Source organism: Methanobrevibacter sp. (assembly GCF_045539575.1).
In the GTDB taxonomy this organism is placed as follows: Archaea; Methanobacteriota; Methanobacteria; order Methanobacteriales; family Methanobacteriaceae; genus Methanocatella.
Genome location: NZ_JAZQFM010000014.1, coordinates 1 through 22,541 on the forward strand (window position 1 = coordinate 1; position 22,541 = coordinate 22,541).

Annotated in this window: 21 protein-coding genes; 18 read left to right on the forward strand and 3 right to left on the reverse strand. The window is 36.1% G+C overall.

Annotation, left to right across the window (positions count from 1 at the left end):
* The first annotated feature begins 121 nt into the window (after positions 1-121).
* The 9 genes from ACKI30_RS01615 (at position 122) to ACKI30_RS01655 (ending at position 5,808) form a co-directional block, all read left to right on the forward strand.
* Positions 122-835: a (5-formylfuran-3-yl)methyl phosphate synthase gene (locus ACKI30_RS01615; RefSeq protein ID WP_407409316.1), complete on the forward strand. Its 714-nt coding sequence runs from the start codon at positions 122-124 to the stop codon at positions 833-835.
* Positions 836-848: 13 nt separating this feature from the next.
* Complete coding sequence (guaB, locus tag ACKI30_RS01620; RefSeq protein WP_407409318.1) at positions 849-2,333, forward strand: IMP dehydrogenase; 1,485 nt, start codon at positions 849-851, stop codon at positions 2,331-2,333.
* Between the two features lie 262 nt (positions 2,334-2,595).
* Positions 2,596-2,865 (forward strand): 50S ribosomal protein L37Ae, encoded by a 270-nt coding sequence (gene rpl37A / locus ACKI30_RS01625; RefSeq protein WP_292740060.1) that lies wholly within the window; start codon positions 2,596-2,598, stop codon positions 2,863-2,865.
* A 3-nt stretch (positions 2,866-2,868) separates the two neighbouring features.
* Positions 2,869-3,000, forward strand: a complete 132-nt coding sequence (locus ACKI30_RS01630; RefSeq protein ID WP_292608962.1) for a DNA-directed RNA polymerase subunit P — start codon at positions 2,869-2,871, stop codon at positions 2,998-3,000.
* A gap of 140 nt (positions 3,001-3,140) precedes the next feature.
* A complete protein-coding gene (locus ACKI30_RS01635) occupies positions 3,141-3,530 on the forward strand; it encodes a ribonucleotide-diphosphate reductase subunit beta (protein WP_407409321.1) in 390 nt (129 codons plus the stop codon).
* A complete protein-coding gene (locus ACKI30_RS01640) occupies positions 3,523-3,789 on the forward strand; it encodes a KEOPS complex subunit Pcc1 (RefSeq protein WP_292740056.1) in 267 nt (88 codons plus the stop codon). The genes ACKI30_RS01635 and ACKI30_RS01640 overlap by 8 nt, the downstream gene beginning before the upstream one ends.
* Before the next feature lie 24 nt (positions 3,790-3,813).
* Complete coding sequence (locus ACKI30_RS01645; protein WP_407409323.1) at positions 3,814-4,161, forward strand: prefoldin subunit beta; 348 nt, start codon at positions 3,814-3,816, stop codon at positions 4,159-4,161.
* A gap of 35 nt (positions 4,162-4,196) precedes the next feature.
* A complete protein-coding gene (locus tag ACKI30_RS01650) occupies positions 4,197-4,481 on the forward strand; it encodes a DUF3194 domain-containing protein (protein ID WP_292740052.1) in 285 nt (94 codons plus the stop codon).
* 637 nt (positions 4,482-5,118) lie between these two features.
* The gene (locus tag ACKI30_RS01655; protein WP_407409325.1) at positions 5,119-5,808 is read left to right on the forward strand and encodes a HisA/HisF family protein; all 690 of its coding nucleotides are present in this window, start codon (positions 5,119-5,121) and stop codon (positions 5,806-5,808) included.
* Positions 5,809-5,838: 30 nt separating this feature from the next.
* Here the strand turns inward: ACKI30_RS01655 and ACKI30_RS01660 are convergent, their stop codons facing one another.
* Both ACKI30_RS01660 and ACKI30_RS01665 read right to left on the reverse strand, forming a co-directional pair.
* The gene (locus ACKI30_RS01660; protein ID WP_407409327.1) at positions 5,839-6,480 is read right to left on the reverse strand and encodes a hypothetical protein; all 642 of its coding nucleotides are present in this window, start codon (positions 6,478-6,480) and stop codon (positions 5,839-5,841) included.
* Between the two features lie 151 nt (positions 6,481-6,631).
* Positions 6,632-6,811 carry a hypothetical protein gene (locus tag ACKI30_RS01665; RefSeq protein ID WP_407409329.1) on the reverse strand — a complete coding sequence of 60 codons (180 nt, stop codon included), beginning with the start codon at positions 6,809-6,811 and terminating at the stop codon, positions 6,632-6,634.
* Between the two features lie 120 nt (positions 6,812-6,931).
* Here ACKI30_RS01665 and ACKI30_RS01670 point away from each other — a divergent pair, with 120 nt between their 5' ends.
* From ACKI30_RS01670 to ACKI30_RS01690, 5 genes are all read left to right on the forward strand, one after another.
* On the forward strand, positions 6,932-7,780 hold the full coding sequence (locus ACKI30_RS01670) for a cation diffusion facilitator family transporter (RefSeq protein ID WP_407409331.1): 849 nt from the start codon (positions 6,932-6,934) through the stop codon (positions 7,778-7,780).
* Between the two features lie 44 nt (positions 7,781-7,824).
* The gene (locus ACKI30_RS01675; protein ID WP_407409333.1) at positions 7,825-8,646 is read left to right on the forward strand and encodes a PfkB family carbohydrate kinase; all 822 of its coding nucleotides are present in this window, start codon (positions 7,825-7,827) and stop codon (positions 8,644-8,646) included.
* A 159-nt stretch (positions 8,647-8,805) separates the two neighbouring features.
* A complete protein-coding gene (locus tag ACKI30_RS01680; protein ID WP_407409335.1) occupies positions 8,806-16,149 on the forward strand; it encodes a DUF3320 domain-containing protein in 7,344 nt (2,447 codons plus the stop codon).
* 8 nt (positions 16,150-16,157) lie between these two features.
* Positions 16,158-17,909: an excinuclease ABC subunit UvrC gene (gene uvrC, locus ACKI30_RS01685; protein ID WP_407409337.1), complete on the forward strand. Its 1,752-nt coding sequence runs from the start codon at positions 16,158-16,160 to the stop codon at positions 17,907-17,909.
* A 99-nt stretch (positions 17,910-18,008) separates the two neighbouring features.
* Positions 18,009-18,548, forward strand: coding sequence for a zinc ribbon domain-containing protein (locus ACKI30_RS01690; RefSeq protein ID WP_407409339.1), 540 nt, complete (start codon positions 18,009-18,011; stop codon positions 18,546-18,548).
* Here the strand turns inward: ACKI30_RS01690 and ACKI30_RS01695 are convergent.
* The gene (locus ACKI30_RS01695; RefSeq protein WP_407409341.1) at positions 18,545-18,841 is read right to left on the reverse strand and encodes a hypothetical protein; all 297 of its coding nucleotides are present in this window, start codon (positions 18,839-18,841) and stop codon (positions 18,545-18,547) included. The genes ACKI30_RS01690 and ACKI30_RS01695 overlap by 4 nt on opposite strands.
* 86 nt (positions 18,842-18,927) lie before the next feature.
* On the opposite strand from ACKI30_RS01695, the gene ACKI30_RS01700 reads away from it, so the two are divergent.
* The 4 genes from ACKI30_RS01700 to ACKI30_RS01715 all read left to right on the forward strand — a co-directional run bounded on the left by ACKI30_RS01700 (position 18,928) and on the right by ACKI30_RS01715 (position 22,534).
* Positions 18,928-20,634 (forward strand): ATP-binding cassette domain-containing protein, encoded by a 1,707-nt coding sequence (locus ACKI30_RS01700; RefSeq protein ID WP_407409343.1) that lies wholly within the window; start codon positions 18,928-18,930, stop codon positions 20,632-20,634.
* Complete coding sequence (locus tag ACKI30_RS01705; RefSeq protein WP_407409345.1) at positions 20,635-21,060, forward strand: universal stress protein; 426 nt, start codon at positions 20,635-20,637, stop codon at positions 21,058-21,060. It begins immediately after the preceding gene.
* Between the two features lie 123 nt (positions 21,061-21,183).
* On the forward strand, positions 21,184-21,351 hold the full coding sequence (locus ACKI30_RS01710) for a 4Fe-4S binding protein (protein WP_407409347.1): 168 nt from the start codon (positions 21,184-21,186) through the stop codon (positions 21,349-21,351).
* Between the two features lie 4 nt (positions 21,352-21,355).
* Positions 21,356-22,534: an NAD(P)/FAD-dependent oxidoreductase gene (locus ACKI30_RS01715; RefSeq protein WP_407409348.1), complete on the forward strand. Its 1,179-nt coding sequence runs from the start codon at positions 21,356-21,358 to the stop codon at positions 22,532-22,534.
* The last annotated feature ends 7 nt before the right edge of the window (positions 22,535-22,541 follow it).

The following is a 22,541-nucleotide window of genomic DNA, read 5'->3' on the forward strand; positions in this document are numbered from 1 at the left end:
CGTCTCTAAAAATGATTCTCCTTACTAATTTTAAAATGATTTTTTTTAAAAAACAATAATATTATAAATAATAAAGAAGTAATATTTAAGTATTATAATTATATTTTATTGGAGGAAATACATGCTTCTATTAATAAGTCCTATAAATCATGAAGAAGCTCTTGAATCAATTAAAGGTGGAGCAGATATTGTTGATGTTAAAAATCCTAAAGAAGGTTCTTTAGGTGCTAATTTCCCTTGGGTAATTAAAGAAATCAGGGAATTGACTCCTGAAGACAAACTTGTCAGTGCAACTTTAGGTGATGTGCCTTACAAACCAGGTACAGTTTCCCTTGCAGCAATGGGTGCTCACGTTTCCGGAGCAGATTATATTAAAGTCGGATTATATGGAACAAAAGACCATGATGAAGCTGTTGAAGTCATGGAAAATGTAGTAAAAACTGTAAAAGATGTTAGTGAAGATACAATTATTGTAGCAGCAGGTTATGCTGACGCTCACCGTGTAGGTGCTGTAGGTCCTATGGAAATTCCAAAAGTGGCAAAAGATGCTGGATGCGACCTTGCAATGCTTGACACTGCTGTTAAAGACGGTCATACCTTATTTGATTATCTGGATATTGACCAATTAAAAGAATTTGTTGAAGAAGCTCACAGCTATGGATTGTTGACTGCACTTGCAGGATCTGTCAAAAAAGAACAGCTCAAACCGTTACATGATATCGGTTGTGATGTTGTTGGTATCAGAGGCGCTGCATGTGTTGGCGGTGACAGAAACACCGGTAAAATCCACCATACCGCAGTTGCAGAGCTCAAAGAATTATGTGATTCATTCTAATTAGGTGTAATTTATGTCATATTCAAAAAAAGTTCAAGAAGCAAGAATGTCTTATACTTTTGATGATTTTCTCTTAACTCCAAATGCAAGTTATGTTGAACCTAAGGACATCGACACTACTGTCGAATTAGGTAAAGGAATAAAATTAAACATTCCTGTTTTAAGTGCGGCAATGGATACCGTAACTGAAGCAGACCTTGCAATCGCTATGGCACAACAAGGTGGTATTGGAGTTATCCACAGAAACATCTCACTCGAAAGACAAGTTGAAGAAGTTAAAAAAGTAAAAAACGCTGAAGATTTAACAATTCGTGATGTTATAACCATTTCACCTGACTCCACTGTTGCTGAAGCTCAAGTGTTAATGCGCAATGAACTCATCAGTGGTTTGCCAGTTGTTGATGGTGACAAGATTATGGGTATTATCTCCAAAAGGGATATCAGACCTGTTTTAAAATCAGAACCTTCCACTGCAATTAAAGAAATAATGACTTCTGATGTGGTAACAGTTGAGGAAGGAGTTTCCGCTGAAGAAGCATTGAACGTTGCTTATGAAAATAAGGTTGAAAGACTCCCTGTTGTTCGTGACGGAAAATTAGTGGGAATTATTACTATTAAAGATATCTTAAATCAATCCCAATATCCTGATGCTGCACGTGACAAAAACGGTAACTTTTTGGTTGCAGCAGCTTGTGGTCCGTTTGATTTGGACAGAGCTATGGCACTTGACCAAGCGGGTGCTGATGTCATTTCCATTGACTGTGCTCATGCTCATAACATGAACGTTGTTAAATTCACTGAAACCATTAAAGATAATATTGATGCTGAATTATGTGTTGGTAACATTGCTACCGCTCAGGCAGCAGAAGACTTAATATCCATGGGTGTAGATGCACTTAAAGTAGGTATCGGTCCAGGTTCAATGTGTACCACTCGTATTGTAGCAGGTGTCGGTGTACCTCAACTCACTGCTATTTCCGATGTGGCTGATGCAGCTGCAGATTCAGGCGTTCCTGTAATCGCAGACGGTGGTATCAGATATTCCGGTGATGTTGCAAAAGCTATCGGTGCCGGTGCAGATGCAGTAATGCTTGGAAACTTACTTGCAGCATCCTTAGAAGCTCCTGGTGAAATTGTTGTAATGAACGGAAAACAATACAAAAAATACCGTGGAATGGGATCCATGGGTGCAATGACCAGTGAGTACGATGGTGGAGCAGACAGATACTTCCAAGGTCAAAAAAGTAAAATGAACCATACTAAATACGTGCCTGAAGGAATTGAAGGTGCTGTACCATACAGAGGAACCATTGCAGAAATTTTATTCCAATTAGTAGGTGGTTTAAAATCATCTATGGGTTACTGCGGTGCAAAAGATATTGCTGCAATGAAAGAAAAAGCAAACTTTGTTAGAATTACAAGTAGTGGTATTAAAGAATCCCACCCTCATGACTTGTTAATTACTAATGAAAGTCCTAATTATCCAACTCTTGACTAGTTGGGTAATCACTTATATTTTTAGATGAGATTATTGGTAGTGACATAAAGATTTATAGGTAAATAAAATTCTCATCTAAATCAATATTTTTTATGCATTTTTAATGGTTTTTTCTTAAAAATGCTTATTTTTAGCAAACCTTTAAATATTAGTTTATACTATATTATCATATTAGATAATTTTATGATTATTTTAGATAATCTATGTAAATTCAAAGAATTTACAACTTAATTAAATTTTATTTATTACGGAGAGAATATAAATGGCAAGAACTAAAAAAGTTGGTATCACAGGTAGGTTCGGTGCAAGATACGGAAGAAAAGCAAAAAGATCTGTTAAACTCATTGAAGAAAACATGAAAAAGAATCATGTTTGTCCTAAATGTGATAGACCTTATGTAAAAAGACAAGCTGCTGGAATTTGGAAATGCAGAAAATGTGGTGCAGTATTCACTGGAGGAGCATATGTTCCACAAACTCCTATGGCAAAATCTGCAGCACGCAGTATCAGAGACATTAAAGTGGAGGAATAGGCTTTGTATAGATGTCCACGTTGTGGAGCAGAAGTAGACCATAAAAGCTACATGGAAAATAAATGTCCTAAATGTAGATATAGGATTTTATTTAAAAATGTTCCAGAAACTACTAGAGTAATAAAAGCAAGATAATTTCTTTGCTTTTACTAAATTTTTTACTATTTTTGATTTAAATGTTAATTTCAACTTCTAGAAAACCTTCTCAAAAAACTAGAAAGTTTTGTAAAACTTTAGCGCGCACTACAGATTCAACCTCTGTTAACAGGGGTAAAATGAACATGCGTGAACTTCTCCTTAAAGCTCTGGAATTGGATGAAATTAACGTGGCTGTTGTTAATGAGATAAAGGGAAATCCGAGTAAGATAACATTTTACTCAAATAAGGGTGAAGTCTTGCTTGTGCTTCTCATCAGCGTCTCAATGGATAACAATGAAAAGCTTAACATTGCGCCGTCACAATTGAAAATAGTTTCAAGTTTTGATAAGCTCAATGTCTTAAGTGATATTTTAGATATTGACCTGGTAGATATAGCTGAGGACAATTTTATTATTATTTCTCAAGATGATGATTTAGTAGCTAAAATTAATTTTGTTAATAAATTTGGAGAAAAACTCAAATTCCAAATCAACGTCAAAAAGATTTTAGAGGCGACACATGATTGATGAAACTCCTCTTGAATCAGTCAAAAGTAACATATCAGTTGAATTTGAAAATAGCACTCAGGCAAAAATAATTTATGATGCTATTATCTTAGAGTTTGAAACAGCTCCGGATTTCAGATCATCCATGACAATCGAGCTGGATGATTCAAATATTTTAATTAATATTGATGCGGAAGATTCCACTTCTTTTAGGGCTTCCGTCAATTCAGCTATTAAATGGATTAAACTGGCATTAGAAATAAATAATTTAACAAACTAATAAAATAATTATATAGGTGATATTATGGAGATTCCTGAAAACATTCAAAACCAATTAAATCAGTTTCAACAATTACAACAACAAGCTCAAGCAGTAACCATGCAAGTTCAAAATGTTGAAATTCAAATTCAAGAAACTGAAAAAGCTTTAGAAGAACTCAAAAAAACCGATGATTCTACTGAAGTATTCAAACAAGCTGGAACTTTACTTATTAAAGTTGAATACGCAGACGCATTATCTGAAATGGAAGACAAATTAGAAACTCTTCAATTAAGAAAACAAACCATGACCCGTCAAGAAGAAAGAGTCATGAAAAAACTTGAAGAAATGCAATCAACCATTCAAAATGCAATGCAAGGTATGGGCCAATAGGCTTAATACTTTTTCCTTTCTTTTTTTAGATTATTATGTCCAAACTTAAAAAATTAACTCAAGATGATTTATCCACTATTTCTGACGATTTCGGTGAAATATTAGAGCGTGAAGTTTCTAAAAACATTTCAACAAAAGAAATTGAAGATTTGGATTTGGATATTGTTCTCAATTATGAAAATGATCAGCTGGATGTTGACGTTGATGTCGGCGTTCTATTTGATGAGCTTTCCGAAATCAACCAGGACCAGATTATGAAATCAATTGACGAGGCTTACTTGAAATTTGATTCATACATTGATGAGAACTTCAGGGAATAGTCCCTGTTTTTTTTTTTAAATTTTTGTGTAATACTTTTATTATCTTTTTTATTATATGAAGTAATACTTTTTTTTAAAAAAGTATTTATACTACTAATTTATAAATAATTATTGTGTAAGAAAAAAATTAAAATTCTGCCATTTTAATTTCAATAATTTACCGAATTGGTTTGGAGTAACTTCAATAGCTTAGCAATATTTACATTACATTTATGACTATCTTTCAAATTCCCTCTTTTTGTTACTTCAAACTGATTTTTTTCAAATGAACTTTATCAAGATAATTTTATTAAATTTTAGTGATTTTCTGTTCTTAAAAATTTGCTGTTTTATTATTTTGAGAATGTTTATAATTATTGTTTAATTTTGAATATTTAAATTAAACATATAGTTTATTTTTTCATAAAAAATTAAAAACTTTATATTCAAGTTTACTTTAATTTTTCTAAAATAGAGTAACATTTATATACTATGTGACTAAAAATAATAAGTAGAGGTTCATAACATATTGTTATTAATCAAAATTGATCATTATTTTTATTACTCGGAGGAAGGCTAAAAAACACATACGTCTTCCTCACCTCCTTGAATTTTTTTTTTTAAATCTTTTTATACTTTGATATTCTAATTATCTATTATGTTAAAGAAAATTCCAGTCATTGATTTAAAACAACACCAGGCCGTAAGCGGTAAATCCGGAATGAGGGACACATACACACCACTAAACACTATTTTTGCACCTTCTTCAAACCCTGTTGAAATTGCACAGGGATTGAAACTGAACGGTGCTGACGAAATGTACATTGCTGATTTGGATTTGATTGAATCTCAGGGCCACAATATTGATGATATAAAGATGGTCAACACAATTCTGCCAGTCATGTTTGACGGCGGCGTGAAAAACCTTGAGGCATTCGAATTTTTCCTTGATTATGCATACAAAATCATCGTGCCGACAGAAACTCTTGAAAGCATTGACGAGATGAGAAAAATCTTTGAAAAGTATCCGAAAGAAAGGATTGTAGTAAGCGTTGATGTGAAAAACAATGAGCTTTTGTCTAAAAATTTTGATATGAGTCTCGCTGAATTCAAGCAAATCCTAAAGGAACTTGATCCTAATGAAATAATTCTGCTGGATATTACTGGTGTTGGCACTGAGAAAGGATACAACAGGCAGCTTTTGGATGAATTTGAGGACTTAAAGGACAAGCTCATAATTGCTGGAGGCCTGAACAAGCAGTCCATTGGCGAGCTGGATGCTCTTGGAATAAAAAAAGTGTTGATAGGAACAAGCCTGCATTCCGGTGAAGTAAATCTCATAGGTTAAATTAAAAAAAAGAATAAAAAGGTAGGAATATTATTTTTTAACCACTTCCCCTACCGTATGACAGTCACTGTCCTTGTTCATGGACAGTTCGATTTGGAAGGTGATGATGTCATTTTGAGTCTTATCTTCCAAAATCAGATCTTTAAATTTTCTAATTACCTCATCAAACTGCAATGACCTTCTAAGAAGATCTGCCTCAATAAGTATCAAGGCAGTCTTTTCATCGGTATCTTGAGCTTTCATTTTATTCATTGATTTTAAAGCCATTTTTCTAATTTCAACTGCAAGTTCATCACCATTATCGTCACATGTCCAGGCACAATGCAATAATGATAAAAATTCAGCCCCATAATCTTTTTCCGCTTTGGATATCAGATAATGTTTGTAGAATCTTTCAGACAGTTTGGATTTGAAACTTTTGCCTTCACAGGTTAAATATTCATCTGTATTTAAAAGGTCTGCCGGTACTTCTAGCTTGTTTTCAAGATTGCTCGCCACATAACCGCAATGTGGGCATTCCTCAAGCCAGGTATCCATGGTGCTTCTTTGCATTTCAGGGGGCCTTAAATCAATGTCAGGGTATCCCCATGAATTGGTACTTGATAAAACAGGGTGCATGCTTGTTCTGCCACAAACAGAACATTTCTTTTCAAAATCTCTAATGATGGTCATAATTTAGTGATGTTTTCAGGTTATATTTAAATCTTTGTTTATTTGGTCGGGTGTTGTCAAAAAAATATGAAAAAATAGTGTATTTTAAAATGTATATAAAGTAATATTTTTTAGAAAAAATAATGAAAAAGCTAAAACTTTCATGAAAGTCTTATACTAAAACGCTTAGGACAATATATGGGAAAACACATGCAATAATAAATAAAGCAATTCCTAAACCTAATTTAGGTTGGTCTTCGTCTAATGCTCCTGAAATAATTAATATAATTGAGAAAATTCCGAAAATTACAGGTAAAATATGAGAAAATATTGTTGTTCCAACCATTGCCATTTTTAATCACTACTATAATTTACATTTTTTAATTATATAAATATAACTTAATTTCACTTTAAAATTTATATCTCCTAATTTAAATAAATTTTTTATTATATGATGAACAAATTTAAAGTTATGAGAATTGACGTACATCATCATCACAAAAAAGCGGGTGAGAATTTAGCATTTGTATTTTTCATGAATCTGGCATTCAATATAATTGTCATTGTTGGGGGTTTGGCAACCAACAGTATGGCGATACTGGCTGACTGTATTCATGACCTGGCAGACACAATATCAATTGCAATTGCATGGATTCTTGAGCATGTTGCCCAAAGGGACTCAACAGACAAGTATTCCTATGGATATCAGAGATTTTCAATTTTAGGTGCTGTCATCACATCTGTTTTTGTTATCATATTGGCATTTGTCATTCTCTCAGAGGCTATTCCAAGGCTGTTTTCTCCGGAAGGTGTTGATGCAGGGGGAATGCTCATATTGGCTATCATCGGAATAGTATTCAAGTCATTGTCAGTTTACCGCCTTCATGGAGGTGAAACCTTCAATGAAAAGGCTATCTTTTTCCATCAGCTGGGTGACATCTTTGAATGGGTAACCATTTTGGTATTGAGTTTGATTCTGATTGTTTGGGACGGTGCACCATACCTTGATCCGTTCGTTTCAATAGGCATTGCATTATGGCTCATATTCAATCTTGGAAGAAATCTCTACCATGCCATTGAGGTCCTGCTTCAAAAGACTCCGGACTACTTTGATGTTGAGAAGTTTAAAGGACAAATCCTTGCAATAGATGGTGTAAACGGCATTGATGACTTTCATATATGGTCACTTGACGGAATCGATTCAGTAATGACACTGAAAGTCGATGTGGACTTTGGCAAGAATGTGGAACTTATCAAAAATGAAATCTATGAAATTTCACAGGAGTACCATATTGTTGATATTACCGTTGAGCTGGACTAGGCTAAAACTGTTGATTTTAATTTGTAAAAGGTTAAAGTATTATTATGACACTGGTTATCATAGGTCCTGTAACTCAGGATGTAATAAGGATTGGTGGTGATGAGTCCCACAAGGTTGGAGGGGCGACTTACTACCAGAGTTTTGTCTTTGAAGAATTCTTCAGCGATTATCTGGCTTTTGTAAATTGCAGTGATGAAAGTCTTGTAAATGATTTTCCCGATTTGTCAAAAGTTAGGCTAATCGGTAAGGATGACACTCATTTTTTCATAAACGATTATCCTGACCGTGATGATTTGAATGTTAGGCATCAATTGAGCAATTTTGCACAGGTTCCTGTTTTAAAAAGTGATTTGGAAGAAATCTTGCCTGATGATATAGATGCATTTGTATTGAATCCACTTAACCGCTATGATTTTCCTGCCGAAACAGTTGATTATCTGAAAAGTTTCGGGGTTCCTATATTTTTGTCAATACAGGGTTTTATGAGAATTCCTGGCGATGAAGTAAATGGAAACTACACTATAAAATTATCAAACTTTGATGACTTGACAAATGTTTTGTCAGGTGTCAATGCAATATTTATGGATGAAGCGGAAGCAAACATGATTGGCATGGGTCATGATGTAGATGAGATGGTGATAACTAATGGAAGTCATGGATCTAGAATTGTCAGTGAAGATGAAATAAAAATTGAGGCTATAAAATGTGATAATCCTGTGGATACTACCGGTTGCGGTGACACATATATGGCAGCTTATATTTCACAAAAATTACTGTCCAAATCATCTGAAATTGCAGGTAACTTCGCTTCAAGAATTGCCAGTGAAAAAATAGAATATTCTGGACCTTATAATAAAAATAGATAACTATTTATAATAAATAGTTTAATTGTCTTTTTTTAATTTTTTATTTTTAATTTTTACTCAATTTTAATTAAATTCACATTATTTAGTAAACTTTATTAATTAATATGATTATAATTATATATGAATTTCTGAATTTTTTTTACACTATAAAGGGTCATCATGTTAAACAAATCAAACAACTTAATCGAAAAGGAATTTAAGAATTTACGTAGGGAGCTATTGGACTTAACATTAAGAAACCAGCTTCTTAACTTTAAATCAAGAGCTAAAACAATCACCATAGTAAATCAATCCCCGACAAACCTTTTCCAGACATTGGTTCTTCAAGACAGCAAAATGTATTTTGTAGCCAACAAGAAGGACAAAAAGGAAGACAAGTCTTCAGTTTGGGATCACATTCCGTTTGATTTTTCCAAGTTTTCAGAAGGAGACAGAAAGCTAGCCACTGATTTGACCCCAAAGGAACTTCAAAAAAGATTATATTACATTAACAACCAGGCAAAGACAATGCTTCAGGAGCAGGGTTATAACATTCTATACTTGGCTGTTGGATTTCTTGAATGGAAGGACAAGTCCAAACCTAGGCAGAAAAACAAGGCTCCTCTGGTTTTGATTCCTGTTGCAATGGAAAGGAAGAAGGTAGGGGAATCATTTAACCTTGAATGGACTGGTGAGGATATTCAAACCAACATCTCACTTAAGGCCAAACTCAGGGAAGCGGGAATAGAGCTCCCTGATTTTGAATTCAAAAGATATGGTGAGGTAATTGACCATTATATTGCAAGCGTTCGCCGTGCAGTGTCACGTATGGACGGATGGGAAGTGAACCATGATGTGGCTTTAGGTTTCTTCAGCTTTACAAAATTCGTAATGTATAATGACTTAAACCCTGAAGCTTGGGCAGATAATGTTGATTTAACCAAGAATGAACTTATTCAGGCTATTTTCAATCCTGCAAAAAACGACCAGGAAGCATTCAGGGAAGAAGACATTGATTCACAGCTTGAATACAGAACAATGTATCAGGTTTTGGATGCAGATTCATCCCAGATTGCAGCTATCCAGGACGTTAAGGCAGGACGTAACCTTGTGGTGGAAGGACCGCCGGGAACAGGTAAGTCCCAGACTATCGTAAACCTTATAGCTGAGCTTTTGGCAGAAGGAAAATCAGTCTTATTTGTATCAGAAAAGATGGCAGCATTGGATGTTGTAAAGGACAGGCTTACAGGTGTTGGTCTTGGAAAATTCGTTCTTGAATTGCACTCTCACAAGACAAGACGTAAAAAGTTCCTCAAGGACCTTCAAAAGGCTACCAATGTACGTGCTCACGAGCCTTTAAACATTGACCAGACAATCCGTAAGCTGGAAACATTGCGCCGTCAGCTTGACGATTATTCTCAAATTATTCACAAACCTGTATTTGCAGTAAACCTGTCAGCATTTCAATTGTACGGTATGAAGGAATCTGCTGACGATCATTTTGCAAGAAAGGATGCTCTGATGCCATTGGTCAGATTTGAAAGCCCTGAAACCGTCACCCTGAAAGATTTGGATGACATGAAAATAGCTTTGGAAAACCTGGCCGAACTCTATCAGACTATCTCTAAGGAAAATCCTTGGAGCAAATGTTCACCGAAAAGCTTGCTTCCTGCTGATTTAAGGGAAATTGAAATACTGATAAACGATTCACTTCATGCGTTGGATAACTTCCTGGTGGAACGTGGAAGGGTTTATGACATTTACGGAATCAAGAAACCTGACACATTAAATGAGTTCCAGAATTCACTTTCAGCATTTGAAATAATCAAGTCACAGAATGCTGAGCTGATTGACGGCAGTATCCTCAAGTCAGGCGCATGGAACAACAACAATGATGATGCTTATTTATTAATTAGGGAACTTGAGAAATATCAAAAGTATGCTCCGGCATTGGATAAATTCAATCAAAGCATTTTCCAGGCAGACATTGACAGGATTATCTTTGAGCTGCAGCAGCTTTCCCATAAGAGGTTCCGTTTCTTCAACTCAAATCAGCACATTGAAATGGTTCAAATGTATTATGCAGTTCCTGTAAACGGAAGCATTGACGACATCATCCGTGAGCTCAAGCAGGCAAAGGCAATCATTAAAATCAGAAAAAACCTCGAAGCCAATAATGCTCTAGGCCAAAAGTATTATGGTGGATACTGGCATTTGAATGCTGATCCGAATGATTTGAAGGCAATAGCAAGATGGATGCATGAATTTACCGCACTTGTGCGTGAAGGAACATTTTCCGAAAATACAATAGACCTCATGAGTAAGGATTTATTCGACATCAAGCCTGAAAGGGACCTTGCGGAATACATTGATGCCGGTGAGGAATTCGTAAGGGTATTGTCAAGATTAAAAGATAAGCTAAATCCTAGAAGCAAATTGATTTTCAAAAGAGAAACTGGTGACGTGCCGTTTGAAGCATGGCAGGAACAGTTGTATAATTGGAGAGGACAACTATCAAGCCTTCATTTATGGTCACAATACCTCAATACCAAAAATGCTCTAAAAACATCAAATGCAAAGATGTTCGTTGATTCAATTGAAAAAAGAAACATCAAAAAAGAGGATATTGAAGCATTGGTTGACGGAAACTTTGCAGATTCACTCTTAAATATATTATTCGTTAAAAACCATGAACTTGCAACATTTGTCGGTGAACTTCACGAGAACAGAATCCGTGAATTCAAGGACTTGGACAAGAAGATTTTAACACTTAACCGTAAGAGAATTTTCCATAAGCTGAACAGCAACATTCCAAAGATATTCGGCGGAACAGAAAATCCTCAGGCAAAAATATTGGCCGGTGAGTTCACACGTAAAAGCGGGCACATGCCGGTTAGAAAACTCCTTGAAAAAGCCGGTGGAATGATTAAGCAAATCAAGCCATGTTTCATGATGTCTCCTCTGTCCATTGCACAGTACCTGGACCCGACAAATGAAGAACTGCAATTTGATGTCGTTATTTTCGACGAGGCAAGTCAGGTAAAACCTGAAGATGCACTTGGTGCATTCATGAGAGGAAAAACAGCTGTTGTTATGGGAGATACCCAGCAATTGCCTCCAACTTCATTTTTCGACCAGATGTCCGATGCCGAAAGCGATGAGGAGGAAGCGACATCACTGGATATGGAAAGTATCCTTCATTTATGTAAACTCTCTTTCCCTGTAAAAATGCTTAAATGGCACTACCGTTCACGCCATGAATCATTGATTACAGTATCAAACCGTGAATTTTATGACAATGATCTGTTGGTTTATCCGTCCCCGTCACATTCAGACCCGGAACTTGGATTGAAGTTCCATTACAATCCTAATACTCAATACTTAAGAGGAGCATCATCCAAAAACCCTCTTGAAGCTGAAGATGTGGTGGAAGAGATATTCAATCACTTCGAAAAATACGGAGATACAAAAAGTTTGGGTGTCGGAACATTTTCCGTAGCACAAAAAAATGCAATTCTGGAAGCATTGGAAGTAAAACGTAAGGAAAGACCTGAATTCGAACCGTTATTCTCAGACAATAAGGAAGAAAGATTCTTCGTCAAAAACCTTGAAACAATTCAGGGGGACGAAAGAGACGTTATTCTAATCAGTGTAGGATACGGTTTTGACCAGGATGGAAAGATGTCATTGAACTTCGGTCCTCTTAACCAGGACGGTGGGGAAAGAAGATTAAACGTATTGATTACACGTGCAAGAGAAAAATGTGTAGTATTTTCAAACTTTAAGGCTTATGACATGAACCTGACCGCAAACCCTCCATACGGTGTAAAATCCCTGAAAGAATTCCTTGAGTATGCTGAAAACCTGACTCTTGGAACTCAGGGTGCGGATACATACACAAAAGAACCGTTTGAAGATGCAATCGCAAGCTTCTTGGAGGAAAACGGTTACACTGTTGACAGACAAATCGGATGTGCAGGATTCAGGGTTGATTTAGCTATTGTAGATGATGAAAATCCTGGAAAATACATTTTAGGAATCACAACCGACGGAAAAATGTACTCTTCAAGCAAAGTGGCCCGTGACAGGGACAGACTTCGTGAACAGGTATTGACAGGTTTAGGCTGGAAGCTCTATCACTTATGGTCAACCGATTGGTACAGAAACAGGGATTTGGGACGTAAGAAACTCCTTGAAAATGTTGAAAAATCAATCAAGAAGTCACGTGAAGAGGAAAGGCGCAGGTCTGAAGAAGAGAAAAAACTTGCTGAAAAAAGAAGACTTGAAGCTGAGAAAAAGGCAGAAGAATTACGTTTGGCACGTGAAAAAGAGGAAAAGGAACGTGCTGAGAAGGAAGCTGCAGAAAATGAAATCAATGCAGAAGACATTGGTCCAAGTGATTTTGTAGAAGTCGAAAAAGCCGATGACGGTGACTTTTTAGAAAAACCGATTGATGTTTCAGAAATTGATCCCGAAGAGTTCTTCGGGGAAGATGCAAAGGCAACTTCCGGAGATTCCAAACCAATCAATGAAGATAACAGTTCTCAAAAGGAAACTCCATCTGAGTTTGTCGTAGTTGATACTCCTGATGAAGATGTAAAATATGAGGAAACTCCGTCAGAGTTTGTTGCATCTGATGATGCTGATGAAGATAATCTGGAAATTAATTCCAAAGAAAAACAAGAGAGTGAACCTTCAGATGTTAATGTTGATTCCGCTGTTGATGATATAACTGTTGAAGATGTTACTCAAAGTGATGTTGAAACTCCAATGGATGATATTGTTAGTGAAGATGTGGAACCAACTGTAAGTGAAGAAGTAATTGAAGAAACCCCTCAAAATGATATAGAAACTCCAATTGAAGATGAAACTTCCAAAAATGAATCAGAAGATGACAAGGAAGTTTGGGAAGCAGAAGATGAAATGCCTTCTCAAAATGATGATGCTGAAGTTTGGGAAGATGATGAGGGTGTTTCACCTGAAGACAATGCCGAAGTTTGGGAAGATGATAAAGATTATGCGGATGACCCTGAATCAGAATCAAGGTCATTCAAAGACAGAATAAAATCATTTATCAAACATGATAATGGTGATGAGGAAGAAAGTTCACCAAAAACTTCATTTTTCGAATCACTTAGGTCAGTAAAAGATTTCAATGAGGATTCAGATTCCAAGGATGAAATGGAAGAGGAAATAACTGACAATACTTCTGTCAAAAGTCATTTTGAAGATATTAAGGTTGATTTGGGTTCTGATGATGATTACATTTATGTTGATCATTCAAACGATGAACTGCATGAGGAATTTGAGGAGTCAGCAAAGCCTGACATTGAAGATTATGCAACAAAAGATGATATGGACTACTCATATGATGATGAGATAATTCATGATAAAACACATCAAGAGGATGATGTTAAGGAAACCACATTTAAAAAACCAATTTTCAGCAATAAAATTAATATAAAATCAGATGATTCTTCAAAAGAAAATGAACCTATTGACGAGCATGACAATATTGATGTAAACATGCCTGAAAACGATAATGCTGATGAGGAAGTGGTTTTCGAAGAAAATCATGAACCTGAAAGCGATAAGGTTGATTTGGGTTCTGATGACGATTACATTTATGTTGACCACAGCGGTGATGAGACAGTAGAAGATAAAGATGATGATGCTCATGAGGATGTAAGTTTCGATGAGACTCCTCAAAAAGAAGTGAAAGTCAAAAACAAATCCAGAAGATCCAATTTTGTAAAGTCAATCATTTCCGATGTTGTCGGTGGCGAATCCAGATTGGAGCCTGAAGAGGTGGAGACAGTTCGTGGTGAAGTCATTGAAGAGGATGAGGTTCCACTTCACAAGCCTGCACCTAAAGATGAATTTGTAGTGGAAGCAGAGATTGTTAATGGGGTTAATCCTTCTGAGGATAATCTGGAAAGGCCAACTCCTAAAGACGATTACTTTGAAGAGGATGAGGAACTTAACATATTCACCGATGAACTTCCAGATTTAAGTCATGATGAGTATGATGAAATTCATGAAGAGGCTACACGTGTCATTGACAAGGCTATGGATGAATTCATGGATGACGTATTTGATAAAAAACCGGTCAATGATTCCTTTGAGGAAAAAATCAGGGATAAATTTGTTGATGAGGAAATTATTGATGTTGAATCCGAAAACATTGCAGACGTTAAAGTTTCTGATGAAATTAACTTCAATGATTCCAAAGCTGCAAAAGACTTTGTCAGACATTCTGATGACATTGACATTCGGGATAATGATGTTGCAGATAAAGCAGTCAAATCACCAAGTGAATTTAATGACATTAACGTTCAAGATAATGAAATAAAAGATGGAGTAATTAAGAATGATGCTTCAGATATTCAAGATTCTCAAAGCATTGATGATACAGAACCGATTGTGGACGATGCATCTACTGTTGAGGAAGTAATTTACTTTAAAGGTGCAAATGATGTCACCAATCCGTTAAGGAAAAATAATGTATATTATAAAAATGAGCATAAAAACAAGTCCATAAGGGATTCCATTAAAGGATTTAAAAAGGACATGCAATACATTAACAAGTCCCTTAACGAAATTGAAAATCCTACACAAATCGATTATGTTTCTGTAGTCGACAGAACTGAAGAATATGACCCTAACGATTATTTATCAAGACCTAGTGATGACGATTCCGATAAAATAATTCAAATGGAAGAGGAATTGACATTTGCAGAAAAAGAAGAAAGAAGAATTGAAAGAGATTTGAATGAGGAAAGATTTGAAAACAGCATGCCTTCCAATGATGACGTTATTGTAACCGTCAATAATCCTCAAGTTCGCGAAGAGCTAAAAGATCAGGCTTTGGAAAACATCATTCAAACTGCAAATGAGGACTATAAGGAAATTGAAAAAGAAAGATTCAAAAATGAAAACCAGCTGAAGGCTTTTGATGATAAAAAGCTTCCGGGTAAAAGAAAACTGGAAGATGAGATAGTCGATTATGTCCAGGCCTCAGACATCGGTTTAACTCCTCAAAACGATTTGTATGCAGTGCCGATTTCCAAAGTTGCCGAATCAGTTAATGCAATTGTGGATATTGAAGGACCTATACACATTAAGGAAGTAACCAACAGGGTTAAGGATAGCTGCAACATTAAAAGGGCAGGCTCAAATCTCAAAAAGACTGTTAATCTAGCTATTGATGAGGCTGAAAATGCCGGAGATATTATCAAGATTGGTGATTTCTTATACGATGCTTCAAACAATAACGTTCTTGTCAGGAAGAGAAACAAGCCTAATGTTGATTTGATATCCGATGAGGAAATCGCAAAAAGCATAGAGCTGGTATTGCTTTATAAGGATAATCTTACAACAAAACAGATTGCAAAAGAAGCTTCACGTAACTTTGGATTCAGGTCCACTTCCAAAAAGACCGCTTCCAGAATAAATGGCGTTTTGGATTTGATGATTGCAAACAACAGAGTTAAAATCGTCAACGATTATGTTGAGCTTAACTAGGTGGGATTATGTCAACAAAAGTCAAATCTCCCGATAACCTGCCGAGCAAACCCGGCGTCTACATCATGCGTGATGCATCAGACACAATAATTTACATAGGCAAGGCAAAAAACCTTATCAAAAGGGTAAAATCTTATTTTCGAGAAAAGCTTGACAGGCCAAAGACTCAAATCCTGATGAGTCACTTTGACAGCTTGGAATACATTGTAACCAATTCCGAAAAGGAAGCTCTGATTCTAGAGGCTACATTAATCAAGAAGCATCGTCCAAGATATAATGTTCAGCTTAAGGATGACAAGAGATATCCTTATGTTAAGATTACCGATGAGAAGTTTCCCCGCTTGGTCATTACAAGAAACGTCACTAAAAATGGAATTTATTACGGTCCGTTTACCGATGTAGGCTCAGTTAAACAGACTGTCAAGTTTTTAAAGTCATTATTTAAAATCAGAACCTGCCGTAACATGAACGGACCATGTCTAAACTCCCAAATAGATTTGTGCTATGCTCCGTGCATCGGCAAAATCACAGAAAAGGAATATTCAGAAATAATCAATAAGATCGATTTGTTTTTCCAGGGCAAATACTCTACAATTGTCAAGAACCTTAAAAGGGAAATGATGGATGCCGCAGCCAATGAGGAATATGAAAAGGCGGCAGTAATCAGGGATCAGATTGCATCAATTGAAGAGATTATGGAAAAGCAGTTTGTTGATTTGGTTGATGATGATTTGGACCAGGATGTAATAGCCCTTGCTCCCGGAGATGATGAGGTCGTTGTAATTATCATGCCGATTCGTAACGGTAAGATAGTGGGCCGTGATGACTTTTTAATGAGCGCATCCCAGTATGATTCATCATCCGAAATCATGTTTTCATTTATTCAGCAGTATTACGGCTATAACAGGCACGTTCCAAAACAGATTCTTTTGGATGAGGACATTGATGATAAGCAGCTGTTGGAAGAGTGGCTGAGTGATTTGAGAGGAAATAAGGTTTCCATCAAGGTTCCTCAAAAAGGGGTCAAGGCAAGGCTTGTTAAAATGGCCCGTAAAAATGCTGAAATCATCAAGCATCAAAAGAAAAAGATGGAGTCATCATTGATTGAACTTAAAAAATACCTGAAACTTGAAAAGGTCCCTCACGTTATTGAAGGGTATGACATAAGTAACATTTCAGGTAAATTTGCGGTGGGTTCAAAAGTGTCGTTCAAGGACGGAAAACCCAACAAAAAAATGTATAAACATTTCAAAATGGAAACTCCCGGACCGAACGATTTTGCCATGATGGAGGAACTGCTGACTCGCAGATTGAAAATGATAGATAAAGATCCCGAACCAGACCTCATAGTCATCGATGGAGGTAAGGGACAGCTGGGTATGGCATGTGGAGTTTTAGAGAAATTGAATCTCACTCATATTCCAATCATTGGTCTTGCAAAGGAGTTTGAAGAAGTGTTTACTCCAAATTCTTCTCGTCCAATTATCATTCCTAAAAACAATCAGGCTCTGTACTTGCTTCAGCAAGTTCGTGATGAATCTCACCGTTTTGCGATAACTTATCATAGAAAGCTTCGTAGCAAAAATATCTCGGCTTCTTCATTGGACGATATCGCTGGCATTGGTAAAAAACGTAAGGTTAATCTTTTAAAAGAATTTGGTACAATAGATAATATTAAAAATGCTTCTGTTGAGGATTTGGCTAAAACGGAGGGCATGAATCAAAAAACGGCGGAAAATGTCTATAATTATTATCACTAAATTCTTATTTAGTTTCAGTAAAAACAACTAATTTTCCATTAACTTTAAATATAAGTATTTTTAAAAGTCTTTATAAAGAATATAAAAGGAATTAAAGTTATGGTTAAATGTCCAAGATGCGGATACGAAAATGCATCCTCATCTGTATATTGTGATAACTGTGCCTACCTCCTTTCTGAAAAAAATAGTGCTAGGGTAACTAAAGAAAATAAACCTGGCAGGTGGAATGTGGGCATAGCTAGAAAAATTGTGATTGTTTTGGGTATAATTGTTATTGCATTATTATTGTTCTCTTTTGCGTTTAATAATTCACAACCTTCTCATAACGATACACTAAATGTTATTTACGATGATGGAAGTCACCATCAGTCATCTACTTATCCATTCAAAGCTATTGTCAAAGGCGACGGTAACTGGTATGCCGAAATGGGTAATCCTGATTATCTTGTTTCTAAATCAGGTTCAGGTTCAAAATCATTTTCACTGGATTGTGCTGCATGGGATGATGTTGAGATAAATGCTCAAAAATATAGTGGTGAAGGTGAACTTTCCATTCAACTTTTAAGAAATGGTAAAGTTGTAGCTGAAAATTCAACTACAAACGGTACAGATAGTGTTTCAATTTATTTTGACAGTTAGATTTGGCCAACAGCCTTTTCTAATAACTCTATCAGCTCTTCAGTTTTGTAGAGTCTAATTTCCTGCTCATCGTTTCCTTTAAATATTTTGATAAATGTGATCATGTCATTGCATAACTGCTCATATTGAATATTTAAGGTGTTAAAGTTAGACAGTAGTCCGAATGCTCTTTGCTGATCTAATTTGGGATTGTCCATTAAAAGGCGTTCCATATTTGCAAAATGAGTTTCAATCATTATTTTTTCCTGTTCTAATGCATCTAAATATTCTTGAATTTTACTTTCATTTGCCATTTTTATCACTTGTTTTTAAATATGTCAATATAAAATATAAATAGTTTCATGAATATAATTGTATTATTATAATAGGGGCATCGAGAATGATAAAAGTAGAAAACGTAAGTAAAGATTATGAATTAGATGGCGGAACTAAAATTACTGCACTTAAAGATGTCAGTTTTGAAGTAAAAGAAGGTGAAATTTTAGGAATCATGGGAAAAAGTGGTTCCGGTAAGACTACACTTTTAAGGGCTTTAAGAGGAGTTGAACACATTGATGCGGGAAGCATCACTGTTGGAGAAGTTACTGTTACAGAGGACTCTTCTCAATTTTATTATAATAATCTTAAAAAGGAAACTGCAATCCATCTTCAAAGGTCTTTCGGTTTATGGCCTGACACAGTACGTGAAAACGTATTGAGAAAGTTATATGCCAGGGAATACTTTGATGAGGGAGACACTAATTTTCAACTTGCTGAAAGTGAATTCGGTGATGAGGCCGATGAGCTTCTGGAACTGGTTTCACTCACCCACAAGGCAGACCATTATGCGTCAGTCTTAAGTGGTGGTGAAAAGCAAAGACTTATTATGGCTCGTCAGCTTGCAAAAAGACCTAAAGCCTTACTTCTTGATGAACCTGCTACCATGGCATGTCCTAAAACTAAACAGGAAATTTTAGATGCTGTTAAAAAAATCAATGATGAGTTAAATATTACTGTTATTCTTGTTTCTCACTTGCCTGATGTCCAAAAATACCTGGCGGATAGGGTGATTTTACTTGAAGATGGTGAAATTGCCGATGAGGGAAATGCTGATGAAATCTGTGATAAGTTCATGGCGGACATGGAGCCTGTTGTGGACATTGAAAACATCGCAACCGATGAGGACTTAATTGACGTTAAGGATGTAAGAAAAAGGTTTTATCTCCTGACCGGTGGGGAAGTTCTTCAGATGGAAGATATCAACTTCAAAGTTCAAAATGAAAATATCTTAAGCATTATCGGACCTAGTGGTGCAGGTAAAACAGTTCTTTTAAGAATGCTTGGAGGGCTTGACCATCCAGATGATGGGGATGTGCTCTATTATGCCGACGGCGAATGGAGAGATATTGAAATTCCTGGAATGAGCCGTATGAAAATCCGTTCAAAATTAGGATTCATGCATCAGGAATTTGCTCTAACCCATTATGCAACAGTTTTAAGCCAGCTTGCAACCAGATTAGGTTATAAAAATCAGAATATTGTTAAGGAAGCACAAAAAAGAGCTGAAAGACTTGGTATTGGTGAAGAATTATTGGATTCATTCTATCAGCTCACTGACTTGCCAGAAGCGGAAGCTAAACGTCGTTTGGAACAGGTCGGTTTGGATGCTGAAATCTTGAATGATTTATTCCCAAGATTCCCTGAAACCGCAACTAAAGAAGCTGTCGCTGATATATTTGAAAGTCTTGACCTTGATTTGGATATCCTTTACAGAAAATCATATGAACTGTCCGGTGGTCAGAAGGTACGTGTAATGCTTGCACTGATTTTAGTCTCAAGACCTAAATTCCTTCTATTGGATGAACCGTTCGGTGATTTGGACCCTGTAACATTAAGGGATGTAACAAACTCCCTCAAAAAGATTTCAAAAACATACGGAATTACCGTTGTAATGATTTCACATAACACTGACTTCATTAAGGAACTGTCCAACAGGGCAATCTTTATGGATGACGGTAAAATCATAGACGACAGCGATAACATCAATGAAATAGTTGACAACTTCATTGATTTCTGTCATGCCGACTACCTTAAAGGGGACTGCTGAATGTTTGACGTAATAATGGTTCCCGTTGACGGCTCAGAATATTCTTTCAAGGCTGCTGATGTTGCAATTGAAATAGCTCAGAAATTTTCATCCAAAATTGCCGCAGTTCATGTTCTGGAGGAATTTTCATTCAACAGCTATGATTCCGAAGAGGATTCCGGTGATGCGATTTTAGGAAAAATCACCAAAAAGGCAGGTGAAGTTGGTGTTGAGGTTACAGAACACCTACTTACTGCAGATCCGTTAAGGGATATGAGCTTCATTGTTGCCCAGACACGTGCTGATTTGGTTGTTATTCATGCTCATGGGGCTAACAATAATAGATTCGTATCTTTTGAGGAAAATGACGTTTCAGATACTCAAATAGGTTCCGTTTCAGAAAGATTGTTGAGGAACTCTAACGTCCCAGTATTATTGGTTAAATAATACTTTTAAACTTTTTATTTTCTTTTTTTATTCATTTAATTACTGTTTTTTAACTAAACTTTTAAATATAATAAAAATCTAACTTAAAATAACATAAATTGTTTATATTAAAGGAGATATTTTATGATTGTTAAAGATTGGTGCTCATTCTGCGGAGAATGTGCCGGAGTTTGTCCAAGAAATTTAATACAAGTAAGAGAATACGCTTTAGTGTTCGATGATGATGACTGTAAAGATTGTGATACATGCATAAAAGCATGTCCAATTGACGCTTTAGAAAAAGAGGAATGATTATATGATTGAAACTGATGTAATTGTAGTGGGATCAGGACCTGCAGGTTCTAGCGCAGCAAAACACGCTGCATTAGGTGGAGCAAAAGTTATTTTAATGGATAAAAAATCTGAAATTGGTTCTCCAAAAAGATGTGCAGAAGGAGTTTCAATTGAAGGGTTAGAAAAATTAGGAATCGAACCATCCCCTCGTTGGGTTACCCAAAAAATCGAAGGTGTAAGAATCCAAACCCCTGACGGAACTGACGTATGGTTAACCGAAGACGAAGTAAAATTGCCTGAAGCAGGATACATCTTAGAAAGAAAAGTATTCGATAAGCATATGGCAATGGACGCTGCTAGAGCTGGTGCGGAAATCAGAATCAAAACATTAGTTACAGGCGTTGAAAAAATAGACAACGGTTACATTGTCGAAACCGAATGCATGGGCGAAAAAATTGATTACAAATGTAAAATCCTAATCGCTGCAGACGGTCCTGAAGGTCACGTTGCAAGATGGGCAGGTTTAAGACCAGCTGCAAAAGCAAAAGAAATGGAATCAGGTGTACAATACGAAATGTGTAATGTCGAATTTGAAAAACCTGGAATCATTGAATTCTACTTAGGTTCATGTGCACCTGGTGGTTACGTATGGATTTTCCCTAAAGGTGATGACATTGCAAACGTCGGTTTAGCAATATTACCTCACAAAGCCGAAAAAACCGCAAAAGAATACTTAGACGACTTCATTGCTAAATGTCCATACACACAAAACGCTCAGGCTGTTGAAATGAATGTCGGTGGTGACCCTGTCGGTGGAATGACCAAAAAACTTTATGCTGATAACATAATGGTTGTAGGGGACGCAGCAGGACAAGTAAACCCATTGACCGGTGGAGGAATCATTTCCGGTATGACCGGTGGAATGTGCGCAGGTCAAGTGGCTGCTCAAGCTATCAAAGAGGACTGCTCTAAAAAATTCCTAAAACAATATGACAAAATGGCTCACGAAGCTTTAGACCATGAAATCAAAAGGTATAAAAAAGTGCAAGAATACTTATTAACTTTATCCGATGATGAACTCAACAGTATTGCACACGCATTTGAAGGAGAAAGCTTTGATAAAATCTCAACAACTGAAATCGTACAGAAATTAATTAAAGTATCTCCAAAAGCATTACTCAAATTAGGTAAATTTATCTAAGGTGTTA

Excerpts from the sequence above, each read along its gene's own strand:
- ACKI30_RS01615 (WP_407409316.1), top strand. The coding sequence starts at position 122 with ATGCTTCTATTAATAAGTCCTATAAATCATGAAGAAGCTCTTGAATCA.
- guaB (WP_407409318.1), top strand. The coding sequence starts at position 849 with ATGTCATATTCAAAAAAAGTTCAAGAAGCAAGAATGTCTTATACTTTT.
- rpl37A (WP_292740060.1), top strand. The coding sequence starts at position 2,596 with ATGGCAAGAACTAAAAAAGTTGGTATCACAGGTAGGTTCGGTGCAAGA.
- ACKI30_RS01635 (WP_407409321.1), top strand. The coding sequence starts at position 3,141 with ATGAACATGCGTGAACTTCTCCTTAAAGCTCTGGAATTGGATGAAATT.
- ACKI30_RS01640 (WP_292740056.1), top strand. The coding sequence starts at position 3,523 with ATGATTGATGAAACTCCTCTTGAATCAGTCAAAAGTAACATATCAGTT.
- ACKI30_RS01645 (WP_407409323.1), top strand. The coding sequence starts at position 3,814 with ATGGAGATTCCTGAAAACATTCAAAACCAATTAAATCAGTTTCAACAA.
- ACKI30_RS01650 (WP_292740052.1), top strand. The coding sequence starts at position 4,197 with ATGTCCAAACTTAAAAAATTAACTCAAGATGATTTATCCACTATTTCT.
- ACKI30_RS01655 (WP_407409325.1), top strand. The coding sequence starts at position 5,119 with ATGTTAAAGAAAATTCCAGTCATTGATTTAAAACAACACCAGGCCGTA.
- ACKI30_RS01660 (WP_407409327.1), bottom strand. The coding sequence starts at position 6,480 with ATGACCATCATTAGAGATTTTGAAAAGAAATGTTCTGTTTGTGGCAGA.
- ACKI30_RS01665 (WP_407409329.1), bottom strand. The coding sequence starts at position 6,811 with ATGGCAATGGTTGGAACAACAATATTTTCTCATATTTTACCTGTAATT.
- ACKI30_RS01670 (WP_407409331.1), top strand. The coding sequence starts at position 6,932 with ATGAGAATTGACGTACATCATCATCACAAAAAAGCGGGTGAGAATTTA.
- ACKI30_RS01675 (WP_407409333.1), top strand. The coding sequence starts at position 7,825 with ATGACACTGGTTATCATAGGTCCTGTAACTCAGGATGTAATAAGGATT.
- ACKI30_RS01680 (WP_407409335.1), top strand. The coding sequence starts at position 8,806 with ATGTTAAACAAATCAAACAACTTAATCGAAAAGGAATTTAAGAATTTA.
- uvrC (WP_407409337.1), top strand. The coding sequence starts at position 16,158 with ATGTCAACAAAAGTCAAATCTCCCGATAACCTGCCGAGCAAACCCGGC.
- ACKI30_RS01690 (WP_407409339.1), top strand. The coding sequence starts at position 18,009 with ATGGTTAAATGTCCAAGATGCGGATACGAAAATGCATCCTCATCTGTA.
- ACKI30_RS01695 (WP_407409341.1), bottom strand. The coding sequence starts at position 18,841 with ATGGCAAATGAAAGTAAAATTCAAGAATATTTAGATGCATTAGAACAG.
- ACKI30_RS01700 (WP_407409343.1), top strand. The coding sequence starts at position 18,928 with ATGATAAAAGTAGAAAACGTAAGTAAAGATTATGAATTAGATGGCGGA.
- ACKI30_RS01705 (WP_407409345.1), top strand. The coding sequence starts at position 20,635 with ATGTTTGACGTAATAATGGTTCCCGTTGACGGCTCAGAATATTCTTTC.
- ACKI30_RS01710 (WP_407409347.1), top strand. The coding sequence starts at position 21,184 with ATGATTGTTAAAGATTGGTGCTCATTCTGCGGAGAATGTGCCGGAGTT.
- ACKI30_RS01715 (WP_407409348.1), top strand. The coding sequence starts at position 21,356 with ATGATTGAAACTGATGTAATTGTAGTGGGATCAGGACCTGCAGGTTCT.